1 protein-coding gene is annotated in these 879 nt (G+C 69.1%); it reads right to left on the bottom strand.

What is annotated here, in order from left to right:
• On the bottom strand, positions 1-879 hold an 879-nt coding region (locus PV350_RS46760; RefSeq protein WP_500339330.1), incomplete at both ends, for a hypothetical protein.

The following is an 879-nucleotide window of genomic DNA, read 5'->3' on the forward strand; positions in this document are numbered from 1 at the left end:
CTCGTGGGCCAGGTCCTGCTCGGTGGCGTCGACACGCCACTGGTGCTGGTTCATCGCACTCTGCGGACGCCCGACGTGCACGTTCAGGTGCGCGTCGGAGGCCTTTCCGGTGACCCGCTCCAGCGTCACGTGCAGGACACTGCCGTCGCCCAGCACCTCACCGGGACGGTTGAAGACCCTCTCCACACCGGACACCGCACGGTCCCACAGGGCATCCACTTCCGGCTGCGTCAGGCCTTCGTCGGCCAGACGCACCTTCACCGTCAGATCCGTGACCGAACGGTCTCCGAGCTCGAACCTGCGCACGTCATAACCCGCGCGGACCTCGTACCGCGGCGCATGGGCGCCACCACCCCGCGGCGTCGACACCGGGTCCACCCACGAGTGCTTCACCGTGTCCGGCGCCGCCGCACCACGCGCCGCATCCCAACCCGCGTCCAGCGTCAGATCCACCCGCCCGACACTCACACCCGAGCTGCGCAGGACGTCATCGACCGCGCCCGACGGCGCGGAAACCGCCCGCGCCGACACCCCAGCGGGGTCGTCCAGAACCGGGAACGACTTGTCCCCGCTCGCCAGGCGCACCGTCACCGTCTCCGCACCGGAGCCGTGGACGACGGCGTGCCGCACGTCCTGCTGGATCCGCTCAAGCGTGTCCAGAAGACCATCCGGCGGGAAACGCCTGTTCAGCGCCTCAAGCAGGCTGGACTCCGAGACGCCCAGTTCATGCGCCAGATTCGTGAAGTTCTCATCCTCGTTGTTCCAGCCCGACCTGGCGTTGCCCGGCCCCACGTGAATGGAGTGGTCCGCCGTCAGAATGGACGGCCCGTGGGCGTCGATCAGATCCTGGGCCGCCCTCGAACGGGCGGTCAGGTGGAA

Origin of the sequence: Streptomyces sp. PA03-6a, from assembly GCF_033792765.1 — a bacterium.
GTDB lineage: Bacteria > Actinomycetota > Actinomycetes > Streptomycetales > Streptomycetaceae > Actinacidiphila.